The organism is Duganella sp. LjRoot269, from assembly GCF_964254095.1.
Lineage (GTDB): Bacteria > Pseudomonadota > Gammaproteobacteria > Burkholderiales > Burkholderiaceae_D > Rugamonas > Rugamonas hordei.
Window position 1 is genome coordinate 6,026,058 of sequence record NZ_CAXUSL020000001.1, and the last position, 23,722, is coordinate 6,049,779.

The window sequence follows — 23,722 nt, forward strand, 5'->3', positions numbered from 1 at the left end:
ACCGCGTCAAACTTATGCCGGCTGCTGGCCCACCAGCGCCGTCACGCGGATGGTCTTGGTCTCCGGAATCTCGGCATGCGACAGCACCTTCAACTGCGGCAAGGCGCGGCGCAGGAAGCGCGACAGCAAGGCGCGCAGCGGTCCCGGCACCAGCAGCACCGGCGTCAAGCCCAGCGCTTCCTGCTGCGCGGCGGCCTGCTGCGCCTGCTGCGCGATGGTGTCGGCCAGGCCGGGTTCGATGCCGGCCCCGTCCGGACCGCTGGCCGCCAGCGCCTGCATCAGCAAGCGTTCCAGGCGATTGTCCAGGGTCATCACCGACAACTCGCTGGCGCCCGGGAACAGCTGCTGCACGATCGCCCGGCCCAGCGCGATGCGCACCAGCGCCGTCAGGTCGTTCGGATCCTGCGTATGCACGGTATGCTCGGCCAGGGTCTCGATGATGGAGCGCATGTCGCGGATGTGCACACCTTCCACCAGCAGGTTCTGCAGCACCTTCTGCAGGGTCGACAGCGACACCATCTTCGGCACCAGGTCTTCCACCAGCTTGGGCGCGTCCTTGCCCAGATGATCCAGCAGCGCCTGCACTTCTGCGCGGCCCAGCAGTTCGGAAGCGTGGGTGGTGATCAGGTGGTTCAGGTGGGTCGCCACCACGGTGCCGGCGTCGACCACTGTGTAGCCCATGCCCTGCGCCTGGTCGCGCAGATTGGCGTCGATCCAGGTGGCGGGCAGGCCGAAGGCCGGATCGCTGGTCACCAGGCCTGGCAGAGTACCGCTGGCCATGCCCGGATTGATCGCCAGGAACTGTCCGTTGAAGGCCTCGCCGGTGCCCACTTCCACGCCCTTGAGCGTGATGCGGTAGGCCGACGGCTTGAGCTCCAGGTTGTCGCGGATGTGCACCGGCGGCGCCAGGAAGCCCACCTCCTGCGCGAACTTCTTGCGGATGCCCTTGATGCGCTTGAGCAGCTCGCCGCCCTGCGTCTTGTCCACCAGCGGTATCAGGCGATAGCCCACTTCCAGGCCGAGGGTGTCGACCGGCATGATGTCCTGCCAGCTGGCCTCTTCCTGCTCCGGCGCGGCGGCCGGCGCGGCGGCCGCCTCGGCCGCGGCCACTTCGGCGGTCTTGCCGGCGGCGGCCTTGCGCGTCATCAGGTAGGCGGAACCGGCCAGCACGCCGGCCAGCAACAGGAACACCAGGTTGGGCATGCCAGGAATCAGGCCCATGCCGCCGATGATGGCGGCGGTGATGTACAGCACCTGCGGCTTGGCGAACAACTGTCCCACCACCTGGGTGCCGATGTCCTGCTCGCTGGCCACGCGCGACACCACGATACCGGCCGCGGTTGAAATCACCAGCGACGGGATCTGCGCCACCAGGCCGTCGCCGATGGCCAGCAGCGTGTAGTTCTTCAGCGCGTCGGCAAAGGTCAGGTCGTGCTGCAACAGGCCGACCAGCAGGCCGCCGACCACGTTAATCACCGTCACCAGGATGCCGGCCACGGCATCGCCGCGCACATATTTGCTGGCGCCGTCCATGGCGCCGTAGAATTCCGCCTCCTGCGCCACTTCGCTGCGGCGCTTGCGGGCGTCGGCTTCGCCGATCAGGCCGGCATTCAGGTCGGCGTCGATCGCCATCTGCTTGCCCGGCATCGCGTCCAGGGCGAAGCGCGCACCCACCTCGGCGATACGGCCCGCGCCCTTGGTCACCACGGTGAAGTTAATGATCGTCAAAATAATGAAGACCACGATACCGACCGTGTAGTTGCCGCCGATCAGGAAGTGGCCGAAGGCCTCGATCACCTTGCCGGCCGCGTCGGCGCCGGTGTGGCCCTCGGTCAGCACCACCCGGGTGGACGCCACGTTGAGCGACAGGCGCAGCATGGTCGACACCAGCAGGATGGTGGGGAAGGCCATGAAATCGAGCGGCTTGACCGTGTACAGGCTGGTCAGCAGCACGATCACCGCCAGCGCGATGTTGAAGCTGAAGAAGATGTCGAGCACGAACGCCGGCAGCGGCAGCACCATCATCGCCAGCAGCATGATGATCAGGATAGGCGCGGCCAGGCTGCTCTTGTTGCGGCTGTTGGCTATGCCTTGCATCCATGGCGGCAGTTTCAGGTTGCTCAGGGCGTTCATGCGGATGCTCCGTTATTCAAATCAGGTTTTTTGCCGTGCTTGGGCACAAAGGCCGGGTCCAGCGGATCGAGCTCCGGCGGCACGTCGAGTTTCTTCGGTATGTCCGGACGGTTGCCGCCGCCCTTGCTGAACAGGCGCAGCTGGAACACATAGGCCAGCACTTCGGCCACGGCCGAGTACAGCGCTTCCGGAATCTCGTCGCCGATCTCGGTGTGCTTGAACAGCGCGCGCGCCAGCGGCGGCGCTTCCAGCATCGTCACCTTGTGTTCCCTGGCGATCTCGCGGATCTTCGCGGCCACCTCGTCGGTGCCCTTGGCCACCACTTTCGGCGCGCCACGCATGCCGTCGCTGTATTTCAGCGCCACCGCGTAGTGGGTCGGGTTGGTCACCACCACGTCGGCGGTCGGCACGTCGGCCATCATGCGGCGCTTGGCCATCTCGCGCTGCAGCTGGCGGATCTTGGCCTTGACCTGCGGGTTGCCGTCCGATTCCTTCGACTCCTGGATCAGCTCCTGGCGCGTCATCTTGAGCTTGTTCGCGTAGTGCCACATCTGGTAAGGGCCGTCGATGGCGGCGATCAGGCCCAGCGCGCCGGTGATGAACATGAAGCTGCTCGCCAGCATGTCCAGCACGTGCACGGTGCCCAGCTTGAGCGGCTCGACCGCCAGGCCGATCACGGCGTCCTTCTGCTTCATCACCACCAGCCAGGCGACGAAGCCGACCACGATGGCCTTGGCCAGCGCCTTGAACAGCTCGACCAGCGCGTTGGTCGAGAACATGTTGCCGATGCCGTTGACGGGATTGAGTTTGCCGAAGTTCGGCATGAAGGCCTTGCCGCTGAACAGCCAGCCGCCCACCAGCAGCGGCGACGCCAGCGCGACGACCATCACGGCGATGCCCAGCGGCAGGCAGGCGATCATCACCTGCACCACGTCGACCAGGATGCGGTTGAGCAGCACGTCGGAATCGAAAATCTGCTCCTGGTTCAGCGACAGGCCGGACACCAGGGTGGCGTTGAGCTGGCGTATCAGCCCGCCGCCGGTCATCCACAGGCCGGCGCCGGCCGCCATCAGCACGGTGAACGTCGCCACCTCGCGCGAACGCGGAACGTCGCCTTCCTCACGCGCCTGCTCGAGGCGCTTCGGTGACGCGGGTTCGGTCTTTTCTGCGTCGCTGTCTTCTGCCATGGAATCTGCCTGCTGCGTGGGTTGATGTCGACCATGACATTATCGGGCGCGGCAGTAAGAGACCATCGGTGGAATACGCCGGTATTTCCGTGGCTACTCGTTAATTCCTTACGGCAAGCTTGACGGTCTGCTCGATGGCGCCAAACACGGATTTGCCATCGTTCAGCATTTCGATGCGGATGGTGTCGCCGAAGGCCATGAACGGCGTCACCGGCTCGCCGCCGGCGATCATTTCCAGGCAGCGCTGCTCGGCGATGCAGGAATAGCCGCGCTTGGCGTCCTTGTTGGACACGGTGCCCGAACCGACGATGGTGCCGGCCCGGACGTTGCGCGACTTGGCCAGGTGGGCGATCAATTGCGGGAAATTGAACGTCATGTCGACGCCCGCATGCGGCTTGCCGACCAGCTTGTCGTTCCAGGTCGACAACAGCGGCAGGTGCACCTTGCCGCCCTTCCAGGCGTCGCCCAGCTCGTCCGGCGTGACGGCGACCGGCGAGAAGCTGGTGGCCGGCTTGGACTGCACGAAGCCGAAGCCCTTGGCCAGCTCGTCCGGAATCAGGTTGCGCAGCGACACGTCGTTGGCCAGCATCAGCAGGCGGATGCGCTGGTGCGCCTGGTCGGGCGTCGCGCCCATGGGCACGTCGTCGGTGACGACCGCCACTTCGGCCTCGAAATCGATGCCCCACTCCTCGCGCAGCAGCGCGATGCCGTCGGTCGGACCGAGGAAATCGTCGCTGCCGCCCTGGTACATCAGCGGATCGTCCCAGAACGAGGCCGGCATCTCGGCGCCACGCGCCTTGCGCACCAGCTCGACGTGGTTGACGTAGGCCGAACCGTCGGCCCACTGGAACGCGCGCGGCAGCGGCGCCATGCAGTTGGCCGGCTCGAAGTCGAAGCTGCGGCGGCCGCGGCCGTGGTTCAGGTCCAGGTAGATCGCTTCCAGCTGCGGCGCGATGAAGGTCCAGTCATCGAGCGCGCGCTGCAGCGTGCGCGCCACGCCGTCGGCCAGCTGCGCAGTCTTCAGGTCGCGCGAGACCACCATCAGCTGGCCGTCGCGGGTGCCGTCCTTCAGGGTCGCCAGCTTCATGCGGGGGCCAACATCGAGAGTTGCTCCGGCGTCAAGTAGCACCACTCGCCCTCGGCGATGCCCAGCGATTCCAGGGTCAGCGTGCCGATGGCGGAGCGGTGCAAGGCGCTGCAATGGTTGCCGGCGGCCGCCAGCATGCGCTTGACCTGGTGGTATTTGCCCTGCTCCAGCACGATTTCCAGCTGGTGCTCGCCGCGCTTGACGCAGGTTTGCGCGGCCAGCGGCGCCGGTTCATCGTGCAGCTGCACGCCGGCCAGCAGTTGCGCGACCAGCTCGTCGGTCACCGCTTCCTGCGTCGTAGCCTGGTAGATCTTCGGCACGTGGCGCTTCGGCGACGATTGCGCATGGATGAACGGACCGTCGTCGGACATCAGCAGCATGCCGGTGGTGTCGTGGTCGAGCCGGCCGACCGGCTGCACTTCGCGCCAGCTGAATTGCTCGGGCAGCAGGGTCAGCACGCCCGGATGGTGGCTGGGCTTGCGCGAGCATTCGAAATTGGCGGGTTTGTTCAGCGCGATGTACAGGTGTTCGCGGTAAACCCATTCCTCGTCGAAGATGGTCAGTACCAGGCCGTCGGTCTCGACGGCTTCCTTGTAATTGTCGTGCACGACGCCGGCGATGCTGACTTCGCCATCCTCGATGAGGGAGCGGCAATACTTGCGGGTGCCGTAACCTTGCGATTGCAAGATGCGGTCTAGGGATAGTTTACTCATGGTCCGGATTTTACAGGATGCGACTATCAGCGGGAAGCCGCGCGGAAGTGGGCCGGAAAGCGGTGCTGGGCATGAAGCTTCATTGATACATATCAAGTGTCACGGCAAATTGTATTGATAGTATGAAACTACATTAGGAATCGGCCTAATGAACTAGGAATTACTCAGCAGGACATACCATGACTACCTCCCTCACCGTGAGCCCGGCGGCGCAAGAACAGGCCGCCACGCACAGAACCGGTCTGCTGTTGGTGCGCTGCCGCTGTGGCACCGCACCCGACGAGGTGCCGGCCACCGCGCTGGCCATCTGGCACGCGACCCGGCAGGCGCACTTTTTGGCCTGGCTCGATGCCGGCGGTTTCGGCCAGCCCGAGCCGCAAACCGACGCGCCAATTGAAAACAGCGGCATTGCGCCGCTGTTCTCAGCCCCATTACAGGACTCTTTACGAGGAATCGAAATTCTCTCTACTCCGCATTCGTGATGCGGCCAGTAGTTCCATCAAACTGAATCAAGTTCGTGCTGACAACAAGATAAACTGTTTATATCGGCCCCCTTGGAAAGAACTACAAAACCACTATAGTTCACCAAATCGGATATGCAAGCCGAAAAAAGGCTGGATTGATAATGTTAATCGGCAGGCCAGTCTTGTTAGTCGCGACTCAACGCAGACTGGGCCTGACGTTATCCACCGCCGCCTTCACCGCGCCGGCGCCCATTGCTGCGCCAAATTTCTTCAGCACGCGCTCAGGCAAGCCTTCATGCTGGGTATAGTCGATGATGTCCTCGGCCTTGACGACGTCGCGCGCCACGCTGTCGACGGTGCCGAAGGCGTCGGCCAGGCCCATGTCGATGCTGCGGGCGCCGGTCCAGAACAGGCCGGAGAACATTTCCGGCGTTTCCTTCAGGCGCTTGCCGCGGCCGCTGCGCACAACCTGGATGAATTGCTGGTGGATCTCGTTGAGCATGGTCTGCGCGTACTGCTTGTTTTTTTCGGTCAGCGGGCTGAACGGGTCCATGAAGCCCTTGTTCTCGCCGGCCGTCAGCAGGCGGCGCTCGACGCCGACTTTTTCCATGATGCCGGTGAAGCCGAAGCCGTCCATCAGCACGCCGATCGAGCCGATGATGCTGGCCTTGTTGACGTAGATGCGGTCGGCGCCGGCGGCGATGTAATAGCAGCCGGACGCGCAGATCTCGTCGACCACCACGTACAGCGGCTTGGCCGGATAGCCCTTGCGCAGGCGCACCATTTCATCGACGATCATGCCGGCCTGGACGGGGCTGCCGCCGGGACTATTAATATGCATCACCACGGCCACCGAGCCGCTGTCGGAAAACGCCTTGTTCAGCGCCGGGATCACCACCGACGCCGCGCCGCTGCCCTCGGACTCGATGGCGCCCTCGATTTCGATCAGCGCCGTATGGCGGCCCAGCGTTTCGCCGTCCGAGCCGGTCCAGCTGATGTCCAGGTAGGCGCTCAGGGCGACCACGATCACCAGCAGGGTGACGGCCTTGAAGAAGATGCCCCAGCGGCGCGCCGCCTTCTGCTCCTTCAGCGTGGCGAATACCAGCTTTTCCAGCACTTCGCGCTCCCAGTTGGAGGCCGTCACCTGCGGCTTGGCCGGGAGCGGGGTTGCGGAGGGGGCGTTTTTTTCGCCGCCAATGCCGTTGTCGCCGTTTTCGCTGATGTTATCGCTCATAGTCGTCTTTTAGTATGTTCAGGCGCGCACGGGGCGCACATAGTCGTCCGGTTGCCAGTAGATCTGCTGCTCGCGTTCGACCACGCCGATCGGGCGCAGGCGCCCGCCCCGGCAGGGTCCGCCGGCGCACAAGCCGCTTTCCGGCACATAGATCGCGCCGTGCGTCGAGCACATGATGTACAGCTTGCTGGACTCGAAGAACTCGCCTTCGGCCCAGTCCAGTTCAATCGGCACGTGGGCGCAGCGGTTCAGATAGGCGTAAGCCTTGCCACCGTAGCGCACCACGAAACCGGTGGCATCCTCGCCGCCGGCGGTCAACGCAAAGCGCACTCCCCTGCCGCCTTCCTGCACGGCGTCGGAGGCGCAGACCAGGATCTCCTCGTCCGCCATCACGCGTACTCGCTCAGCCAACGATGCAACTCCGCCACCGTGGCGGCCGAATACAGCGGATTGCAGGCGGCCAGCTGGTCGACCGGGTGGGCGCCGTACTGCACCGCCACCGCAGCCGCGCCGGCGTTGTTAGCCATCAGCAAATCATGCGAAGTATCGCCGATCATCACCGTACGGCGCATATCCTGACCCAACTCCCGCGTCAGCTCCTGCAGCATGGCCGGGTGCGGCTTGGAGAAGGTTTCGTCCGCACAACGGGTGGCGTCAAACATCGACAGCACCTTGACGTCGTTCATGGCGCGGTTGAGGCCGACACGGCTCTTGCCGGTCGCCACGGCCAGGAAATAGCCGTTCTGCGACAGCTCCGTCAGCATGTCCATCACGCCGGGGAACAGCGTCAATTCATGGTCGCGCGACAGGAAGTGATAGCGATACCGCTCCACCATCCGCGGATAGTAGGACGGATCGACTTCCGGCAGCACCGCCTGCATGGCCTCATGCAGGCCGAGGCCGATCACGTGGGCGGCAACATCGTCGCGCGGTATCGGCAGGGACAGGTCGCGCGCCGCCGCCTGTATGCATTTGACGATCGTTGAGGTGGAATCCATCAACGTACCATCCCAATCGAAGACGATTAGATCAAATTGCTTTCTTGCCATGTGTTCCGGCCGCGACGCAGGCCGGCTCCTTCATAATATTTGCGATTAGTTAAGAGGTTTTCCCAAGCTTACCAAGAATCGCTCGCATTCGGCGGCCAATGGCGCGTTCAACGTCATGATTTTTCCGGAATCCGGATGGGTGAACGTGATCTGGTGCGCATGCAGGAACATCCGCTTGAGCGCGCCGCGCGTGGCGTCGGCCTTCAGCAAGGCGCGGTTCAGGGCAAAATCGCCGTATTTATCGTCACCTACGATGGCGAAGCCGGAAGATGACAGGTGCACGCGGATCTGGTGGGTGCGTCCGGTCTTCAGCTCGGCTTCCAGCAGCGCGAAATCCTTGAATTTCTTCAACAGCGTGAACACCGTGTGCGAGGGCATGCCCTCGGCCTGCACCGCGACGCGGCGTTCGCCGTCGGCGGTGGTGTACTTGTGCAGCGGCAGCTTGATATGCTGGCGCGCGTTTTTCCAGTCGCCCGCCACCATCGTCAGGTAGCGCTTGTCGGTATGGCCGTCGCGCATCTGCTCGTGCAGGCTGGTCAGCGCCGAACGTTTCTTCGCCAGCAACAGCAAACCGGAGGTGTCGCGGTCCAGCCGGTGCACCAGTTCCAGGAACTTGGCGTCCGGACGCGAGGCGCGCAACTGCTCGATCACGCCGAACGACACGCCGGAACCGCCGTGCACGGCCACGCCGGCCGGCTTGTCGATCACCAGCAGGTGGGCATCCTCGAAAATGACCTTGAATTCGGCGGCCGGCACATGGGTGGTGTCGGCCTTTTCCGCGATGCGGACCGGCGGAATACGGACGATATCACCTTGTACCAATCGGTACAATTGATCGATGCGCCCTTTGTTAACACGCACCTCTCCCGAACGCAGGATGCGGTAGACGTGGCTTTTCGGCACGCCTTTGCAAACGCGCAACAGATAGTTATCGATGCGCTGACCGGCTTCTTCTTCAGTAATTGTGACGAATTGTGCTTGCAGCGGAATCGGCAGGCGATCCTGCGGTGTTGAAGGTGGGTTAACATCATTTTGTTGCTTCATTTGCTCTGTCTTCCCAGAAATCTCTCTAAGTCCTTCATTTTGAATATATAATTGTTTCGCTGCGGTTCAATCTGCGGCAAGGTGTAAGAATAAAAGCACATTTTACACAGGGGCGTCTCCACTGGCCTCGCCAAATTGCAAATTCAGAGGAAAAAATGTATACGCACCACCCCTGCCGGAATCAAGGTTGCACCGTTGTTGTAATCGGATGCCTGCAAGGATGCTGAATCGGATTGATTGGATTGTAAGGATAAAGTCCGGCCAGCTTGGTCAAGAGCCAAGCTGGCCGGTAGATGAAGTTGATAACGCTTGCCGTTTTCGCCAGACCCCATGCTTTGCTGCAAGCTCGATGGAAGGCTGAAACAAGCCTGATGCATTGTTACTTCGCGAAGTTGCGATACTTGTAGTACGTAGGCTTGGCCAGGATTTGGCTCTCAACGACGCTGTTCACCGCCCGCATTTCTCTGCCGCCCCCACGGGCCGCATGGATGAGTTGCAGGTGATGCGAGCACAGCGGCATGTCGATCGACCTCATGCGCCCAGTTGCGGCCGCAACGCGGATGATAGGTCCGCGTTTCTGCGCCGCACAGGATGGGCATACCCACCGCAATCACCTGATTCTCGCGTATATCCCTGTACCACGCTGCCCCGGCCCAACCAGCCGGGCGGCACAGAGATGACCTACGGGTCGCGGAGTCAATAAAAATGAAACGCATGTTGTTTAATGCTACGCAGCAAGAAGAACTGCGCGTAGCGATCGTCGACGGTCAGAAACTGATCGATATCGACATCGAAACCGCCGGACGCGAACAGCGCAAGTCCAACATCTACAAAGGCGTGATCACCCGCATCGAACCGTCGCTGGAAGCTTGCTTCGTCAGCTACGGCGAAGATCGCCACGGTTTCCTGCCATTCAAGGAAGTAGCACGCACTTACTTCCGCGAAGGCGTCGATGTCCGTAACGCCTCGGTCAAGGAAGCGCTGCGCGAAGGCCAGGAAATCATGGTCCAGGTCGAAAAGGAAGAGCGCGGCAACAAGGGCGCCGCCCTGACCTCCTTCGTCTCGCTGGCCGGCCGCTACCTGGTGCTGATGCCGAACAACCCGCGCGGTGGTGGTGTTTCCCGCCGGGTCGAAGGTGAAGAGCGCCAGGAATTGCGCGAAACCATGGACAAGCTGGACTTGCCGCCAGGCATGTCGGTCATCGCCCGCACCGCCGGCATCGGCCGCAACGTCGACGAGCTGCAGTGGGACTTGAACTACCTGATGCAACTGTGGCGCGCGATCGAAGGCGCCGGCAAGTCGGCTTCCGGCGCGTTCCTGATCTACCAGGAATCGTCGCTGGTGATCCGCGCGATCCGCGACTACTTCCAGCCGGACATCGGCGAAATCCTGATCGACACCGACGACATTTACGAACAGGCTCACCAGTTCATGAGCCACGTGATGCCGGACATGGTGCACCGCGTGAAGCGCTACAGCGACGACGTGCCGCTGTTCTCCCGCTTCCAGATCGAGCACCAGATCGAAACCGCGTACTCGCGCACCGTGCCGCTGCCATCGGGCGGCGCCATCGTCATCGACCACACCGAAGCGCTGGTCTCGGTCGACGTCAACTCGGCCCGCGCCACCCGCGGTTCGGACATCGAGACCACCGCCTTCAACACCAACTGCGAAGCGGCCGAAGAAGTGGCCCGCCAGCTGCGCCTGCGCGACCTGGGCGGCCTAATCGTGATCGACTTCATCGACATGGAAGTGGCCAAGAACCAGCGCGAAGTCGAACAGCGCCTGAAAGACGCGCTGCACCACGACCGCGCCCGCGTCCAGATGGGCAAGATTTCCCGCTTCGGCCTGATGGAACTGTCGCGCCAGCGCCTGCGTCCGTCGCTGTCCGAAGGTTCGCACGTGACCTGCCCGCGCTGCTCGGGCACCGGCCACATCCGCGATACCGAATCGTCCGCCCTGCAGGTGCTGCGCATCATCCAGGAAGAGGCGATGAAGGAAAACTCGGCCACCATCCACGTGCAGGTTCCCGTGGACGTGGCAGCCTTCCTGCTGAACGAAAAACGCGGCGAAGTGCTGAAGATCGAAAACCGTCACCGCATTTCCGTGATCCTGATCCCGAACAAGCATCTGGACACGCCGCACTACAAGCTGGAACGCATCAAGCACGACGATCCGCGCCTGGAAGACAGCCAGGCGAGCTACTCGCTGGCCGAGCAAGCCGAAACCGACATGGCCTACAGCAAGCGCCAGAAGGAAGAAGCCAAGCCGCGCCAGGAAGCCATGGTCAAGACCATCACCCCGGACCAGCCTGCACCGCTGGTCGAGCGCAAGCCGACCGAGACCGTCATCAAGCCAGCCCCGGCCCCGGTGCCGGCACCGGCCGAGCAAGGTTTCTTTGCCAAGCTGATCAGTTTCTTCACCGGCAAGCCGGAAACCCCTGCGCTGCCGCAGCAGCCGACCATCGTGGTCAAGGCGCCGTCGGGCGACCGCGGCGACCGCAACGCACGTGGCCCACGCGGCCGCAACCGTAACGGCAAGGGTGCCGGCCGCGGCGAGCGCGAAGAGCGCGAACCAGGCGCGGCCCCGGCCCGTCCGGCAGCCGACGAAGCGAAGGCGGTCGACGCCAACGGCCGTCCGGCACGCCCACCGCGTCCGCCACGCGAGCCGCGCGAACCGCGTGAAAACCAGGCCGCGGAAGGCCAGGCGCCACGCGAACGCGCAGAACGTCCGGAACGCCCGGAACGTACGCCGCGCCCACCGCGCGAACCGCGTGCCGACAAGGCGCCGGTCGAAGCCAAGGTTGAAGAGCTGGCATTGAATGCCGGCGTGCCGTCGACCGGTCCGGTGACCGACGCCGCCACCAGCATCCTGAAAACCGCGCCGGTGACCGGCCCGGAAGGTGAAGAGAACGAAGCGGCCGATGGCGAAGAACCGCGTCGTCGTCGTCGTCGTGGCGGCCGCAACCGCAATCGCCGTGACCGCGAAGGTGCTGAAGGCGTTGAAGGCCAGGAGTCCGCAGCGGCCGGTGAAGCCGGTGAGCCAGGCGAGCAGATCGCCATGAGCTTCACCGCACCAGCCGCCGAGGCAGCCGTTGCCAGCGACGTTGCCGCACCAGTCGAAGCAGTCGCAGCGCCGGCAGTGGAGGCGCCAGTGGCAGCCGCTGCGCCTGCCGCACCGGTAATCGCGGAAGCGCCGGCAGCACCAGCCGCCGAGCCTGTCGTTGCCGCCGTGGCGGAGCCGGAACCTGCACCAGTCGCTGAATACGCGTTCGCTGAAAAGCCAGCCGTTGAAGCTGCACCGGCATCGCCGGTCGTCGAAGCCGTGCCAGTGGTCGAACCGGTTGCCGCCGAAGTCGAGGCACCTGCCGCACCGGCGCCGGCACCAGCACCAGTTGTAGCGCCAGTCGTCGAAGCGCCGGCAGTGGTTGCCGAGGTAGCCGCTCCGGTCGTGGTGGAAGCCGCGCCGGTGGTCGCTGCTCCGGCACCTGCGCCGGTAGTTGCCCAGCCAGCAGTGGCTCCGGTAGCTGTCGCTCCAGCGCCTGCACCGGCACCGGTGGCGCCATCGGCACCGATCGACCTGCAGGCAGTGCTCGGCTCCGCCGGCCTGACGCTGGCAGCCACCGATCCAGCCAAGCTGCGCGCCGCGCAGGAAGCCGCCGCCAAGGCAGTCGCCCCAGCCCGCGTGCCACGCGAGCGCAAGCCGCTGCCGCCGCAAAATGACGAGCCGCTGGTGCAAGTCGATACCCGCCGATAATCCGGTCCGGTAAAACAAAAAAGGGAAGCTTGATGCTTCCCTTTTTTTCCTTCTGCTTTTTCGCTGTGCCAATGTTCGTATGCCGCTCGTGGTATCGTAGCTGTCTGGGCGCATAACCATCCGCCGCGTCGATTTTAAAAAAAGCAAGATTGCATCACTCATGGCAGAAAAAATCATTCCGATAGTCAGGCAGCCGCATGCTGCGCCGGCCATCCCCGCGATCCTGGAAGCGCCGACCGGCCTGCTGAGCGATCAACTGGCCCGTCCGCTGCACGACCTGCGCATCTCGGTCACCGACCGCTGCAACTTCCGCTGCGTGTACTGCATGCCCAAGGCGGTGTTCGACAACGACTATCAATACCTGCCGCATACCTCGCTGCTGTCGTTCGAGGAAATCACCCGGCTGGCGAAAACCTTCATCGCCCACGGCGTCGAGAAAATCCGCCTGACCGGCGGCGAGCCGCTGCTGCGCAAGAACATCGAAAAGCTGGTGGCCATGCTGGCCGAGCTGAAGACCGTCCACGGCAAGCCGCTGGACCTGACCTTGACCACCAACGCCTCGCTGCTGGCGCGCAAGGCGCAGGCGCTGAAGGACGCCGGCCTGCAGCGCATCACCGTCTCGCTCGACGCGCTCGACAACGCCACCTTCCAGCGCATGAACGACGTCGACTTCGCGGTCGACGATGTGCTCAACGGTATAGACGTGGCGCACCAGGTGGGCCTGGGTCCGATCAAGATCAACATGGTGGTCAAGGGCGGCATGAACGACCAGGAAATCCTGCCGATGGCGCGCCATTTCAGGAACACGCCCTACATCCTGCGCTTCATCGAATACATGGACGTCGGCGCCTCCAACGGCTGGAAGATGGACGAGGTGATCCCGTCGGCCGAGGTGGTGCGCCGCATCCAGGCCGAAATGCCGCTGGAGCCGGTGGCGGCCAACTACACTGGCGAAACCGCCGCGCGCTGGCGCTACGCGGATGGCAGCGGAGAAATCGGCCTGATTTCCAGCGTATCCCAGGCGTTTTGCAGCGACTGCAGCCGCGCGCGCCTGTCGACCGAGGGCAAGCTGTACACCTGCCTGTTCGCCACCAGCGGCCACGATCTGCGCGCACTGCTGCGCGACGGCCGCAGCGACGAGGAAATCGCCAGCGTCGTCGCCCAGCTGTGGCGCGCGCGCGGCGACCGCTATTCGGAACTGCGCACCAGCCAGACGGACGGCCTGCAGCGCGCCAACAAAGTGGAAATGTCTTACATCGGGGGATAGTTTGTCTTTGAAGAGCAAGGTCACCGGACTGATACTGGCGGGCGGGCGCGGCACGCGCATGGGGCGCGTCGACAAGGGCCTGCAGCCGTTTCGCGGCGCCACGCTGGTGGCGCACGTGCTGCAACGGCTGGCGCCGCAGGTCTCCATCGTCGCCATCAACGCCAACCGCAACCTGCCGCAGTACCAGGCGGCGGCCGGCGACGCGCCGGTGCTGCCGGATTTCATCGACGGCTTTGAGGGCCCGCTGGCCGGCCTGCAGGTGGGCCTGCAGTACTGTCCGACCGAGCTGCTGCTGACGGCGCCCTGCGATTCGCCTTTCCTGCCGGCCGACCTGGCCGAGCGGCTCTACGCGGCGATGCAGGCCGAAAACGCCGACCTGGCCGTCGCCGTGACGATGGAAAAGGAAGACGGCGCCGCGGAACCTTACCGCCAGCTGCATCCCGTCTTCAGCCTGATGAAGGCCAGCCTGCTGCCGCAGCTGGACGCCTACCTGGACACCGGCGCGCGCCGCATGGAGAGCTGGTACAAATCGCTGCGCGTGGCCGAAGTGCTGTTCGACGACGCCGACGCCTTCCGCAACATCAATACGCTGACCGAACTGCAGCAGCACGAGCGTGAACAGCCGGCACCGACCGCCGTGCCTGCGCCTGCGGGGGACGCCGACACGCTGCCTGTGGCCGAAGCCCGCCGCATCATCTGCGAGCGGGTCGCGCCGGTCGACGGCAACGAAAAACTGGCCCTGCGTGCGTCCCTCGACCGCGTGCTTGCCGAAGACATCATCTCCCCGATCAACGTGCCGGCCTACGACAACTCGGCGATGGACGGCTACGCCCTGCGCGGCGCCGACCTGCCCGCCGACGCCGGCGCGCCCGAAGTCACGCTCAAGGTCATCGGCATCGCCTACGCCGGCCGGCCGTGCACGCAGGCGCCGCAAGCCGGCGAGTGCGTGCGCATCATGACCGGCGCCGCCATCCCGTCCGGCTGCGACAGCGTGCTGCCGCAGGAACTGGCCGCGCACATCGGCGAGCACACCGTCACCATCGGGCACGGCGCGATCCGCGCGGGCGCCAACCTGCGCCGCGCCGGCGAAGATTTGCAGGCCGGCGGCATCGCGCTGGCCAGGGGCAAGATCATGCGTCCCGCCGACCTGGGCCTGGTCGCATCGCTGGGCATTGCCGAGGTGAGCGTGCTGCGCAAGCTGCGCGTGGCCTTCTTCTCCACCGGCGATGAACTGCGCTCGCTGGGAGACTGCCTCGACGACGGCTGCGTCTACGACAGCAACCGCTACACGCTGTTCGGCATGCTGACGCGGCTCGGCTGCGAAGTGATCGACATGGGCGTGGTGCGCGACGATCCCGCCGCGCTGGAAGCGGCGCTGCGCACCGCCGCCGCCGATGCCGACGCCATCATCACCTCCGGCGGCGTCTCCGAAGGCGCGGCCGACTACACGCGCGACATCATGGCCCGCCTCGGCGACGTCGCCTTCTGGAAGCTGGCGATGCGTCCCGGCCGGCCGCTCGCCTTCGGCCAGGTGCAAGCGGACGGCCATAGCGCGTGGCTGTTCGGCCTGCCCGGCAATCCGGTCGCCGTCATGGTCTCGTTCTACATGTTCGCCCGCCCCGCCCTGCTGCGCATGATGGGCACGCAAAATCAAGGCATCCCGGCCATGCGCGCCAAGGCCGCGCAAGCGATACGCAAGCGCCCCGGCCGCACCGAATACCAGCGCGGCATCCTGGACACCGGCGCCGATGGCGAACCGCAAGTGCGCCTGACCGGCGCCCAAGGTTCGGGCATCCTCAGCTCGATGACGGAAGCGAACTGCATCGTCGTGCTGCACGACGCGCAGGGCAACGTCGCCGCAGGCGAGATGGTCGAGGTGCTGTTGTTCGACGGGTTGATATAACCGGCCTGGCTCGATGAACCCACCGGCCACTCCACGCCTGCACATCCGCGAACTGCAATCGACGCTGGCCGGCCCCTTCTCCTTCGACCTGGCAGCGGGCCAGTGCCTGACCATCTCCGGCCCATCCGGCGCCGGCAAGAGCCTGCTGCTGCGCATGCTGTGCGACCTCGATCCGAATACCGGCGAGGCGCAACTGAACGGCGTCGCCCGCGCCGCCATGCCCGCTACCGCGTGGCGCGCCAGCGTGGTCTACCAGCCGGCCGAGGCGGCGTGGTGGCTGCCGACCGCCGCCGGCCATTTCAAGCCGGGACAGATGGACCACGTGCGCGAACTGCTGCCGCAACTGAACCTGTCGCCGGACCTGCTGGACAATGAGATCGGCCGCCTGTCCACCGGCGAGCGTCAGCGCATGGCGCTGATACGCTCGCTGGCTTGCCGGCCGCAGGTGCTGCTGCTCGACGAACCCACCGCCGCGCTGGACCCGCAATCGGTCGCCGCCACGGAACGGCTGCTGCAAAAGGAACTGGCGGCCGGCCTGTCGATCATCCTGGTCACGCACTCCGAAGCGCAGGCGCAAACCCTCGGCCACCGCTCCATGATCATGCGCGACCGCCGCCTGACGGAAGCCGCGCCATGACCGGCATGACGCCGATCCAGCCCAGCGCGGTCGACTTGGCCGTCGCCTCCTCGCTGATCCTGCTGAACGCCGCCATCTCGGCCTATCTCGGCCTGCGCATGCAACGCCAGATGCTGTGGTCGGCCCTGCGCATGGTGGTGCAGCTGTTGCTGGTCGGCGTGGTGCTGCGCTGGGTGTTCGCGCTGGCCTCTCCGGCCGCCACGCTGGCCGTCGCGCTGCTGATGATCGTCGCCGCCGCGCGCGAGGTAGCGGTGCGGCCCGCGCACGGCCTGCGCGGATGGCCTGGCGTGTGGCTGAGCACCGCCAGCGTCGGCCTGTCCAGCATCGCCACGGTGATGCTGGCCCTGTTCACGGTGCTGCATCCGACGCCGTGGTACGAGCCGCAATACGCGATCCCGCTGATCGGCATCGTGCTGGGCAACGTGCTCAATTCCGCCAGCCTGGGACTCGATACCTTCTACAGCGGCGTGGTCGACGCGCGCGGCGCGATCGAGGCGCAACTGGTGCTGGGCGCCTCGCGCAACGAGGCGCTGGCGCCGCTGATACGGGCTTCGGTGCGCAAGGGCCTGATCCCCATCATCAACCAGATGTCGGCGGCGGGCATCATCACGCTGCCCGGCATCATGACCGGCCAGATCCTCGCCGGCATGGACCCGATGGACGCGGTGCGCTACCAGATCCTGCTGATGTTCCTGCTGGCCGGCGGCAGCGGCCTGTCGGTCGCGCTGGCGGTGTACCTGGCGGCGCGCAGCGTCACCGACGAACGCCACCGCCTGCGGATGGAACGACTACAGAAACGCTAGCTATCTTCTCTGAGACGCAGCAGCGCCTCGGCCGAGTTGACAAACAACGCCGCATCCTTCTCGATACGCCGGAACGCCCGGCCCAGACTGGCGCGCATGAAGGTGCTGTGCGCGTAGCGCGTGACCTTGCTGTAGTAGCGCTCCGCCAGGCCGTTGACAGCCTTGACATAATCGTCCATCAAGTCCGGCGCGATGGAGAAGTTGTCGTAGTTGATCACCGCCGGCACCTTGCGGCCCAGCGGCGCCAGCCGCTCCGCCACCATGTCGCAGATGGTGGTAATGGTGGCCGCATCGGTCACCTCGAAGCCTTCGAAGTTCACGAAGAACAGCTGCTGCTGGGCGTCGTACACCAGCCGCCGTTCCAGCGGCTGCGCCAGGAAATCGCCGCGCCAGTTCATCGCCAGCGGCGAGAAGATGCGCGCGTCCATCAGCTTCAGTTGCGCGCTGACCGCCGGTTTGAAATCCATGTGCGCCAGGACGTCGCGCTCGAGGTCCATGCCCGGCGCGATCTCGACCAGCTCCAGGCCCGACATGCCGCCGTCGAGCACCAGCCGGAACACACAGCGCTCGGTGACGAACAAGGCTTCCTGCCCGCGCCGCGCCGCGTATTCGCCGCTGTAGGTGCGGTGCTCGACTTCGTTGATGAACTTGCGCGTGGCGCCCTTGTCGGCGGTGAAGGTGCCGACAAACACCACCTTGCGCGCGTTCTGGCTGATGTTGATGAAGCCCCCCGCGCCGGCCAGGCGGCTGCCGAATTTGCTGACGTTCAGGTTGCCGTGGCGATCCGCCTGCGCCAGGCCCAGCACCGCGACATCGAGGCCGCCGCCGTCGTAGAAATCGAACTGGTACGGCTGGTCAATGATGGCGTCCGCATTGGTCGCCGCGCCGAAGTTCAGGCCTCCGGCCGGCATGCCGCCGATCACGCCCGGCTCCGCCGTCAGCGTCACCAGGTCCAGCAGCTTTTCCTCGGCCGCCACGGCGGCCACGCCCTCGGGCATGCCGATGCCCAGGTTGACGACGTTATTCGGACGCAGCTCCATCAACGCGCGCCGGGCGATGATCTTGCGCTCGGACAGCGGCATCGGCACCACCGCCGACAAGGGCACGCGCACCTCGCCGGCAAAGGCCGCGCTGTAAGGCTCGGCGAAGGTCTGCATATGGTATTCGGGCTTTTCCGCCACCACCACGCAGTCGACCAGTACGCCGGGGATCTTCACCTGGCGCGGATTGAGCGTGCCCCGTTCGGCGATCCGCTCCACCTGCACGATGACGATGCCGCCCGAGTTGTGCGCCGCCATCGCGATCGCCAGCGCTTCCAGCGTCAGGGCCTCGCGTTCCATGGTGACATTGCCGTTGGCGTCGGCCGTGGTGCCGCGAATGATGCCGACGTGGATGGGCTGCGCCTTGTAGAACAGGTACTCCTTGCCGCCCATGGTCATCAGCTCGACCAGTTCCTCGGTGGTGCGGTCGTTGATCTTGCCGCCGCCGTGGCGCGGATCGACAAAGGTGCCGAGGCCGACATGGGTCAGCAGGCCGGGTTTGCCGGCGGCGGTGTCGCGGAACAGCTGGCTGATGACGCCTTGCGGCAGGTTGTAGGCCTCGGCCTTGCCGCCGATGGCCAGCTGCTGCAGCTTGGGCGCGAGGCTCCAGTGGCCGCCGATGATGCGCTTCAGCAGGCCTTCGTGGCCAAAGTGGTTCAGGCCGCGGTCCTTGCCATCGCCCTGGCCGGCCGCGTAGACCAGCGTCAGGTCGCGCGGATGGGCGTCGGCCAGGAAGCGCTGTTCCAGCGCCACGGCGATGTTCTCGGCGAATCCCACGCCGACAAAGCCGCCGGTGGCGATGGTGTCGCCATCGCGTATCAGGCCGACCGCGTCGGCCGCGCTGACGATCTTGCTGCGCTGGACGGCCGGCATGCCGACCGTGGAAAAATCAGGGGGACGAGCAGGCATGGCAAGCTCCGTTTTTAGTCTCGTTTTAGTCTACATCCAGATCGTTCTTGTCTAGTTCAGGACCAAGCAGCAGCTGGGCCGCTTCGCTCGGCAATGCTTCCACCGTCTTCAGCTTGCGCGCCATCTGGCGGCTGCGGGTTTCGGCCGTCTCGATGTTCTTGGCCGCGCGCTCCAGCGACAGCTTGGTGGCGGCCAGCACGTCGCCGAACTTGCCGAACTCCGTCTTCACCGCGCCCAGCACCTGCCACACTTCCGACGAACGCTTTTCCAGCGCCAAGGTGCGGAAGCCCATCTGCAAGCTGTTGAGCAGCGCCGACAAGGTCGACGGCCCGGCGATGCTGATGCGGTTCACGCGCTGCAGCTCGTCGGCCAGGCCGGGACGCCGCATCACTTCCGCATACAGGCCCTCGGTCGGCAGGAACAGGATGGCGAAATCGGTGGTGTGCGGCGGCGAGACGTATTTCTCCGAAATCGTCTTGGCCTCGACACGCACCGCACGTTCCAGCTCCCGTCCGGCCAGCGCCACGCCGTCCGCGTCCGCGCGCTCGGCCGCATCCAGCAGGCGTTCGTACTGCTCCTTCGGGAACTTGGCGTCGATCGGCATCCACACCGGCGCGCCGCCTTCGACCTGGCCCGGCAGCTTGAGCGCGAACTCCACGCGCGCGCCGCTGCCGGCGATGGTCTCGACGTTCTTGGCATACTGCTCCGGCGTCAGCACCTGCTCCAGCAGCATCTCCAGCTGCACCTCGCCCCAGGTGCCGCGCGTCTTCACGTTGGTCAGCACGCGCTTCAAGTCGCCGACGCCCAGCGCCAGCTGCTGCATCTCGCCCAGCCCCTGGTGCACGCGCTCGAGCCGCTCCGACACCTGCTGGAACGATGCGCTCAAGCGCGCCTCCAGCGTCGCATGCAGCTTCTCGTCGACCGTCTTGCGCATCTCTTCCAGCCGCGCGCCATTGTCGGCCTGCAGGTCCTTGATCTTCGCCTCCAGCGTGGCGCGCACCTCCTGCATGCGCGCGGCGTTCGATTCGGTCAGCCGGATCAGGGCCAGGTTCATGCTGTCGGCGAACTGCTTCAGGCTGCGCGCCTGCTCGTCGCGTCCCACCAGTCCCTGCGCCTCCAGCTGGCGGCGCATCGCCTCGAACTGCTGCACGCTGGCCGCGTGCGTGGCCTGCGCCGTGGTCTGCAGCTGCATCCTCACTTCGCGCTCGACCCGCTCGATGCGCTCGGCCAGGCCGGCACTGGCCGCAGCATCGCCGCCGGCGCGCCCGCGCAGCAGCGCCAGCACCTGCAGCGCCAGCACGGCCAGCCCGATCGCCAGCAGCACAAAAAATTCGGTCTGGCTCATGGCGTCAATCCGGCTTGTTGCGCATCCAGTCGGCGGTTTGATAGAAGGACTCCATCAATCGCAACCGCAGCGCCTCGTCGATGCCGACATCTTCCATCGCCCACGCCATCGCGCGCAGCCACTGGTCGCGTTCCTGGGTGCCGATGGCGAACGGCATGTGCCGCATGCGCAGGCGCGGATGGCCGTGTTCCGCGATGTACAGGTCCGGCCCGCCCATCCAGCCGCTGAGGAACATGAACAGCCTTTCGCGCGCGTTGTCCAGCGTGGGCGGATGCACGGAGCGCAGCAGCGCGAACTCCGCCTCGAGTTCCATCAAATCGTAAAACCGGTCGACCATATCGCGCACGCGCGATTCGCCGCCGATCACTTCATAGAGAGTTCGGGATTCAGTCATAGCCTCCATGATAGCGTACCGGGCGGCGATCCGCGCCTTCAGGCGCTCTTACACCAGCGCCAGCCGGCGCAGGCGGCGCGTGGACGACCAGTTCTCCAGGTCGATCTCGTCGAGGATGTCGTCGCAGGCCTGGACGATGCGCGACAGCTGCGACCGGTCCAGCCCGGAATTGAGCGTCAGCCGCACCAGCGAACGGTTCTTCGGCGTGGCCGGCGCGCAAAACATGGCGCCATACACGCCGCGCCGCTCCAGCAGCTTGCGCAGCGCCAGCGTCTTGGGCTCCGGGCCGGGCTCCAGCGCGATGATCTGCTCGCTGCCGTCGCCGACGTTGTAGCCCAGCGCGCTCAATTCCTCGCGCACCTCGCGCGAATGCGCGTGCAGCGCGGCGCGGCGGTCGTCGGCCGCCGCCACGAAGTCGACGGCGGCGTCGAACCAGGCCAGCTCGTGCGCCAGCATGCACGAGCTGAAGATGGCGGGCCGCGACTCCGACAGGAAATAGCCCTTGAACTTGGTCGAGCAGGTGATGAAGCCGGCGCGCCCGGCAAACGCCTTGGCCAGCGATGCCGTGCGGAAATGCACCCGCTCGCTCAGCCCCAGTTCCGCCACCAGCCCGGCGCCGCGCGGGCCGTGCGTGCCCAGCGAGTGCGATTCGTCGACGATCAGCAGGCAGCCGGAGCGTTCGGCGATTTCCACCAGCGCCACCAGCGGCGCCAGGCTGCCGTTGGTGCTGTACAGCGCGTCGACCACGATCAGGCCGCTGCCATGGCGCGCCAGCTGCTTTCGCAGATGTTCCATGTCGTTGTGCAGGAAGGTCACCGGCGTGGCGCCGGCCGATTGCACGCCTTCCCACAGCGAGGCGTGCGCCTGCATGTCCAGGTAGACCGGGATGCCCGGCGCCGCCAGCGTCTGCACCAGGCCGACGTTGGCGGCCCAGCCGGACTGGGCCAGGATGCCGTCCTGCGCCCCCATGAAGCGCGCGAATTTCTGTTCCAGCCGGTGCTGGGCGCTGCCCTCCTGCAGGAACACGGCGGACATCAGCAGCTCGCCCGGTCCCCGGCGCAACGCCGCGATCTGCGCGCCCACCAGCGCCGGTTCTCCAGCCAGGCACAGGTAATCGTTTCCGGCGAGGAAAACCGCGCCGGCCGGCGTCGGTTGCCATGCATGCGGATGCTCGCCGCCCAGCAATTGCTCAATACGGGTAATGTAATGTTCGTCCATGCGGCGGGTCACGAATTCGGGCATTTGCTGTTCAGCCGGTAAAGCAAAAGCGCGGGGCTGGGCATGATCTATAGCAATCGCGTGAGGCATTTTTTTGCTCCTGTATGGGTTTTGGAAAAGGTTGTTTTTTTATGAATCCAATGCCAACCATGAGGCCAAAAAAACATGAAGAGATTGATGCGGATCAACTCTTGATTTGAATTGCCGGTTGAAGTTGCAAATTAAGGCGATCATGGGAACTTGATAAAAGTCAATCTCACAATGAAGCCCCCTCTGCAAGAACGCTGGAAACGCTGGCAGCACGGAAAGATCCAGGCCTTGCTGCTCTACCATGGCCGCGAGGACCATGCCATGGTGCGCGTCCTGTTGCTGGCCTGCATAGGCACGGTGGGCATGCCGCTGTACTACGTGATCTGGCAGCATTTCTTTCCGCAGGAATACGAGTCGCTGCCGCTGAGGCTGCTGGGGATCCTGCTGAGCGCGCTGGGCCTGTTCGCGCGCCAGTTCAGCCGCAGGATGCTGCAGATCTATCTGGTGGTCACGCTGAGCTATATTTTCCCGTTCTTTTTCACCTTCATGTTCCTGATGAACCATGCGTCGGGCGTGTGGAGCGAATCGCTGCTGATCGGCCTGGTGGTGCTGTTCCATTTCGACACCGGCCTGGCGCTGAAGGCCTACGTGGCCGGCACCACGCTGGCGGTCGCCGCCGTCGTCGGGCTGGGCGAAGGCGCCACGCTGCTCAGCCAATCCGTGCTGCAGCAGGTGCCGATCCACTGGTTCACCATCGCCGCGCTGTCGGCCGCCAAGATCAGCCGCCACGTGCTGGCGCAGGAAAAGCTGGCCGGCCTGGGCGCCGGCCTGGCCACCGTGGCCCACGAGCTGCGCACGCCGCTGACCAGCGTCGACGCCAATGTGCGCGGCCTGCTGCGCCTGTTTTCCGACGCCGGCGGCCGCAACCTGGAAGACCGCCTCGGCACCGTCGACGCGCTGGCCCGCATCCAGTTTGAAGTGCGCCACATGAACCACATGATCGACCTGTTCCTGCTCAGCGCGACAGCGGTGCGGCAAAACCTGCGGCCGGTCGAGACGGTGATGATGGACGGCGTGGTGGAGGGCATGCTCAAGCGCTACCCCTTCGTCAACGCGGGCCAGCAAAAAATCGTCGCGCTCGAGGTGCGCCGCAATTTCACCTTCTCCGGCCAGACCGAGCTGTCGGTGGTGATCCTGCTGAACCTGCTGCGCAACGCGCTGAAAGCCGTGCAGCGCGCCGGCAAGGGCCGCGTGCGCATCGTGGTCGACGGCGCCCATGTGCCGCCGCGCCTGCTATTCATCGACACCGGCTGCGGCATTCCGGCCCAGCAGATGCCGCTGATCTTCCGCCGCTTCTACTCCTTTCCGCCGCATAACGGCGCCGGCATCGGCCTGGCGCTGTGCGAAGAAATCATGAGCGCCTGGAACGCCACCATCCGTTGCGTATCGCGCGAGAGCGCCTATGCGATTTTTGTCCTGGAATTTCCCCAGCCGTCCCTCCCGAGGTGA

The 23,722-nt window shown here is 65.1% G+C and carries 19 protein-coding genes; 7 read left to right on the forward strand and 12 right to left on the reverse strand.

Annotated features, from left to right (window positions below):
- Positions 1–12: 12 nt before the first annotated feature.
- From flhA to ACSQ3S_RS27005, 4 genes are all read right to left on the reverse strand, one after another.
- Positions 13–2,133, reverse strand: coding sequence for a flagellar biosynthesis protein FlhA (flhA, locus tag ACSQ3S_RS26990; protein ID WP_353403227.1), 2,121 nt, complete (start codon positions 2,131–2,133; stop codon positions 13–15).
- Entirely contained in the window at positions 2,130–3,320 is a 1,191-nt protein-coding gene (gene flhB / locus ACSQ3S_RS26995; protein ID WP_176654166.1) for a flagellar biosynthesis protein FlhB, read from the reverse strand. Before flhB ends, flhA begins: the two co-directional genes overlap by 4 nt.
- Positions 3,321–3,420: 100 nt before the next feature.
- Positions 3,421–4,407, reverse strand: a complete 987-nt coding sequence (locus ACSQ3S_RS27000; RefSeq protein ID WP_436144308.1) for a fumarylacetoacetate hydrolase family protein — start codon at positions 4,405–4,407, stop codon at positions 3,421–3,423.
- Positions 4,404–5,120, reverse strand: a complete 717-nt coding sequence (locus ACSQ3S_RS27005; protein WP_176654164.1) for a pseudouridine synthase — start codon at positions 5,118–5,120, stop codon at positions 4,404–4,406. Before ACSQ3S_RS27005 ends, ACSQ3S_RS27000 begins: the two co-directional genes overlap by 4 nt.
- Positions 5,121–5,299: 179 nt before the next feature.
- Between ACSQ3S_RS27005 and ACSQ3S_RS27010 the strand changes: the two genes are divergently transcribed.
- Entirely contained in the window at positions 5,300–5,602 is a 303-nt protein-coding gene (locus ACSQ3S_RS27010) for a hypothetical protein (RefSeq protein ID WP_176654163.1), read from the forward strand.
- 178 nt (positions 5,603–5,780) lie between these two features.
- Here ACSQ3S_RS27010 and ACSQ3S_RS27015 read toward each other — a convergent pair whose 3' ends face one another.
- The 4 genes from ACSQ3S_RS27015 to ACSQ3S_RS27030 are packed head-to-tail and all read right to left on the reverse strand — an operon-like array spanning position 5,781 to position 8,911.
- On the reverse strand, positions 5,781–6,818 hold the full coding sequence (locus ACSQ3S_RS27015; protein WP_436144309.1) for a S49 family peptidase: 1,038 nt from the start codon (positions 6,816–6,818) through the stop codon (positions 5,781–5,783).
- Between the two features lie 18 nt (positions 6,819–6,836).
- Positions 6,837–7,208 (reverse strand): Rieske (2Fe-2S) protein, encoded by a 372-nt coding sequence (locus ACSQ3S_RS27020; RefSeq protein ID WP_176654481.1) that lies wholly within the window; start codon positions 7,206–7,208, stop codon positions 6,837–6,839.
- Positions 7,208–7,867, reverse strand: coding sequence for an HAD-IIIA family hydrolase (locus ACSQ3S_RS27025; RefSeq protein WP_176654162.1), 660 nt, complete (start codon positions 7,865–7,867; stop codon positions 7,208–7,210). The genes ACSQ3S_RS27020 and ACSQ3S_RS27025 overlap by 1 nt, the downstream gene beginning before the upstream one ends.
- A gap of 45 nt (positions 7,868–7,912) precedes the next feature.
- A complete protein-coding gene (locus ACSQ3S_RS27030; protein WP_176654161.1) occupies positions 7,913–8,911 on the reverse strand; it encodes an RluA family pseudouridine synthase in 999 nt (332 codons plus the stop codon).
- A gap of 705 nt (positions 8,912–9,616) precedes the next feature.
- Between ACSQ3S_RS27030 and ACSQ3S_RS27035 the strand changes: the two genes are divergently transcribed.
- From ACSQ3S_RS27035 to ACSQ3S_RS27055, 5 genes are all read left to right on the forward strand, one after another.
- A complete protein-coding gene (locus ACSQ3S_RS27035) occupies positions 9,617–12,667 on the forward strand; it encodes an Rne/Rng family ribonuclease (RefSeq protein WP_436144310.1) in 3,051 nt (1,016 codons plus the stop codon).
- A 160-nt stretch (positions 12,668–12,827) separates the two neighbouring features.
- Positions 12,828–13,934: a GTP 3',8-cyclase MoaA gene (gene moaA, locus ACSQ3S_RS27040; RefSeq protein ID WP_436144311.1), complete on the forward strand. Its 1,107-nt coding sequence runs from the start codon at positions 12,828–12,830 to the stop codon at positions 13,932–13,934.
- A gap of 1 nt (position 13,935) precedes the next feature.
- Positions 13,936–15,837, forward strand: a complete 1,902-nt coding sequence (gene moeA / locus ACSQ3S_RS27045; protein WP_436144312.1) for a molybdopterin molybdotransferase MoeA — start codon at positions 13,936–13,938, stop codon at positions 15,835–15,837.
- A 13-nt stretch (positions 15,838–15,850) separates the two neighbouring features.
- Positions 15,851–16,474 carry an ABC transporter ATP-binding protein gene (locus ACSQ3S_RS27050; RefSeq protein ID WP_176654157.1) on the forward strand — a complete coding sequence of 208 codons (624 nt, stop codon included), beginning with the start codon at positions 15,851–15,853 and terminating at the stop codon, positions 16,472–16,474.
- Positions 16,475–16,479: 5 nt separating this feature from the next.
- Complete coding sequence (locus ACSQ3S_RS27055; protein WP_436145082.1) at positions 16,480–17,277, forward strand: ABC transporter permease; 798 nt, start codon at positions 16,480–16,482, stop codon at positions 17,275–17,277.
- On the opposite strand, the gene ACSQ3S_RS27060 is transcribed toward ACSQ3S_RS27055, so the two are convergent.
- From ACSQ3S_RS27060 to cqsA, 4 genes are read right to left on the reverse strand one after another with little or no spacing between them, the layout of a single operon-like run.
- Positions 17,274–19,226: an acyl CoA:acetate/3-ketoacid CoA transferase gene (locus tag ACSQ3S_RS27060; RefSeq protein WP_436144313.1), complete on the reverse strand. Its 1,953-nt coding sequence runs from the start codon at positions 19,224–19,226 to the stop codon at positions 17,274–17,276. The genes ACSQ3S_RS27055 and ACSQ3S_RS27060 overlap by 4 nt on opposite strands.
- 25 nt (positions 19,227–19,251) lie before the next feature.
- Positions 19,252–20,571 carry a DNA recombination protein RmuC gene (locus ACSQ3S_RS27065; RefSeq protein ID WP_176654155.1) on the reverse strand — a complete coding sequence of 440 codons (1,320 nt, stop codon included), beginning with the start codon at positions 20,569–20,571 and terminating at the stop codon, positions 19,252–19,254.
- A 4-nt stretch (positions 20,572–20,575) separates the two neighbouring features.
- The gene (locus ACSQ3S_RS27070) at positions 20,576–20,974 is read right to left on the reverse strand and encodes a group II truncated hemoglobin (RefSeq protein ID WP_176654154.1); all 399 of its coding nucleotides are present in this window, start codon (positions 20,972–20,974) and stop codon (positions 20,576–20,578) included.
- Positions 20,975–21,013: 39 nt separating this feature from the next.
- Positions 21,014–22,207, reverse strand: a complete 1,194-nt coding sequence (gene cqsA, locus ACSQ3S_RS27075) for an alpha-hydroxyketone-type quorum-sensing autoinducer synthase (protein ID WP_436144314.1) — start codon at positions 22,205–22,207, stop codon at positions 21,014–21,016.
- 237 nt (positions 22,208–22,444) lie between these two features.
- On the opposite strand from cqsA, the gene ACSQ3S_RS27080 reads away from it, so the two are divergent.
- Complete coding sequence (locus ACSQ3S_RS27080; RefSeq protein ID WP_176654152.1) at positions 22,445–23,722, forward strand: sensor histidine kinase; 1,278 nt, start codon at positions 22,445–22,447, stop codon at positions 23,720–23,722.